The 2,962-nt window shown below is 69.6% G+C and carries 3 protein-coding genes; all 3 read left to right on the top strand.

The features are described from left to right. The coding region (locus K8V84_RS24685; protein WP_304079096.1) for a CPBP family intramembrane glutamic endopeptidase at positions 1-579 on the top strand (579 nt) is incomplete at its 5' end. Between the two features lie 197 nt (positions 580-776). After that, the gene (locus K8V84_RS24680) at positions 777-1,928 is read left to right on the top strand and encodes a glycerol dehydrogenase (RefSeq protein ID WP_304079094.1); all 1,152 of its coding nucleotides are present in this window, start codon (positions 777-779) and stop codon (positions 1,926-1,928) included. 110 nt (positions 1,929-2,038) lie between these two features. After that, positions 2,039-2,860, top strand: coding sequence for an NshR/TsnR family 23S rRNA methyltransferase (gene nshR, locus K8V84_RS24675; protein ID WP_304079092.1), 822 nt, complete (start codon positions 2,039-2,041; stop codon positions 2,858-2,860). Positions 2,861-2,962 lie beyond the last annotated feature (102 nt).

The raw sequence follows: 2,962 nt of genomic DNA, 5'->3' as shown, positions 1-2,962 counted from the left end.
CTCGGCCTGTTCACCGCGACCATCGCGGCCATCGCCGTCCTCGGGGGCTACCGGATCACCGGTTGGGGGTCCTTCGAGGCCTTCCTCGCCGTGTGCGGGCTGATGTGCGCGGTCGCGGTCGCGGAGGAGCTGCTGTTCCGCGGAGTGCTCTTTCGCATCGTGGAAGAGGCCGCCGGAACCTGGGGCGCGCTCGCCGTCAGCTCCGTGATCTTCGGCGGACTGCACCTGGTGAACCCGAACGCGACCCTGTGGGGCGCGCTGGCCATCGCTTTGGAGGCCGGTCTCATGCTCGGCGCCGCCTACGCGGCCACGCGCGCCCTGTGGCTGCCGATCGGCCTGCACTTCGGCTGGAACACGGCGCAGGCCGGGGTCTTCGGCACCGCGGTATCCGGCAGTGAGGACGCGTTCGCCGGGCTGTTGACCGGGGAGACGAGCGGGCCCACCGCGATCAGCGGAGGCGCCTTCGGTCCCGAGGGCAGTGTCTTCGCGGTGCTGTTCTGCGGCGCGATCACGGTGTACCTGCTGCGCGTGGCCCACCGCCGGGGCCGCATCGTGCCCCGACCCGCACGCCGGGTCTGAACGCGGCGCCGTCCGACGGGCCCGCCGGCCCGAGGGTCCACAGGGCGGAGCCCCATGGCTCTTCTCATGGGGTCGATCGGCAATTCCCCCAGGGGTTCGAATCGACAAAGAAGTGGTGCGGCCTCGGCCACGACACGTTTGAGACATCGGGGCCGCGGCCAGGCCGGGAGGGAGTACCGCCTTCGAAGGGAGAACCCATGGCCGAGCACACACCGTCGTTGCGCGTCTTCGCCTCACCGGGCCGTTACGTCCAGGGGCGAGGCGCGCTGGAGGAACTCGGTTCCTTGGTGGGCACCCTGGGAAAGAGACCGTTGGTCCTGACCGACGATGTGGTGCGCGATCTGACCGGGGAGATCCTGGAACGCTCCTTCGAACGGGCGAAGGTCCCGCTCACCTTCGAACGGTTCGGCGGAATACCCACCAAGGCCGAGTCGGAACGGGTCGCCGAGGTCATCCAGAGGGGCGGACACGACGTCATCATCGGGCTGGGCGGCGGCACCGCGATCGACGCGGCCAAGGGCGCCGGCGACAACGCGGGGGTCCCGTGGGCGAGCGCGGCGACGGTGGCCTCCACCGACGCCCCCACCTCGGCCCTGTCCGTGGTCTACACCGAGGAGGGCGCCTTCGAGTCCTACCGGTTCTACGACCGCAACCCGGCCCTGGTGGTGGTCGACACCCAACTCGTGGCCCATGCCCCCACCAGGTTCCTCGCGGCGGGTGTCGGGGACGCGCTGGCCACGTGGATCGAGGCCCGCGCCCTCCGAGGGACCGACGCGGCCAACATGGTGGCGGGCCGACCCACCCGGGCCGGGACCACTCTGGCCCGGTTGTCCTGGGACATCCTGTGGGAGTCCGCGCTCCCCGCGCTGGACGCCGTGGACCGGAACCTGGTGACCCCCGACGTCGAGGCGGCCGTCGAGGCGACCACGCTTCTCTCCGGTCTTGGATTCGAGTCCGGAGGGCTCGCGGCCGCGCACGCGGTGCACGACGGCCTCACCGCGGTCGACCAGACCCACCACCTGGCGCACGGGGAGAAGGTGAACATCGGTTCGCTCACCCAGTTGCTGTTGGAGGGTGCCGCGACCGCCGAGGTGGAGGAGTTCGCCGAGTTCACCGCGCGGGTGGGGCTTCCCACCACACTCACCGAGGCGGGCCTGGGCGACGTCGACGACGCGGTGTTGGACAGGGTGGTGGAGGCCGCCATGGCCCCTGAGGAGACCATTCACAGGTTGCCCTTCACACCCTCCCACCGAGACGTGCGGGACGCGCTCCGTGCGGTGGAGGGGGTCGGTCGACGGGGCCGTGAACGCGCGGGGCTGGGAGAACCGCGACCGCCCGAGAGCGGTTGAATCTGTAGGGTGCGGGGCGCCATGAGCCGGGGCGGAGGGGCCTCTGCGGGAACCGTGGCAGACTGGACCTTTGCCCTCCGACCTAGACACCGCACACGAGAAACGGCCCCATGGACAACCTGGAAATCATCGAAAGCGCCTCCGATCCGGCGGTCCGAAGGATCCTTGATGTCACCAAGAGTTCCAGGGCCAACATCAAGACGACCCTGATCGAGGACCCCGAGCCCCTCGTCCAGTGCATCAGGGCCGGCGTGGAGTTCGCCGAGATCTACGGGATCGAGACCCAGCCGCCGCCCGTGGAGCTGATGGACCTGTGCCGGGAGCGGAACATCCCGGTCCGACTGTTCGCCACCTCGGTCGTCAACCAGGTCTTCAAGGGCGAGCGCAAGCCCAAGACCTTCGGTATCGCGCGGGTGCCGCGGCCGTCGCGGTTCAGCGACCTCGTCAGGCGCGGCGGGGACGTCATCGTTCTCGACGGGGTGAAGATCGTCGGCAACATCGGCGCCATCACACGTTCGGCGCTGGCCTTGGGCGCCTCCGGGATCGTGCTCGTCGACAGCGACCTCACCAGCGTCGCCGACCGACGGCTGATCCGTTCCAGCCGCGGCTACATCTTCTCCCTGCCGGTGGTCCTGGCCACTCGCGAGGAGGCCATCACCTTCGTCCGCAAGGAGGGCATCCCGATGGTGGTGCTCGACGCCGACGGCGAGGTTCCGCTCAAGTCGCTCGGGGAGAACCCGGACCGGCTCGCGCTGTTGTTCGGCGGTGAGAAGGGCGGCGCTTCGGAGATGTTCGAGGAGGCGGCCTCCGCCTCCGTCTCCATCCCGATGCTCACCTCCACCGAATCCCTCAACGTGTCGGTGTCGGTCGGCATCGTGCTGCATGAGCGGACCGGCCCGAACTTCGCGGCCCGCAGGGCCGACCGCCGCTGAGCGAAGGGGCCGTTCCGAGGAGGCGGATTCTAGGGATCGTCGCAACACGTGAGGTCAGTTGCTCGATTCGAGTAGCTTAGCCAGACGCTCGGCTGGGGTATC

Origin of the sequence: Nocardiopsis listeri (genome assembly GCF_020741345.1) — a bacterium.
Lineage (GTDB): Bacteria > Actinomycetota > Actinomycetes > Streptosporangiales > Streptosporangiaceae > Nocardiopsis > Nocardiopsis listeri_A.
The sequence above is the reverse complement of the archived record's forward strand: the minus strand, read 5'-3'. Positions and strand labels throughout refer to the sequence as shown.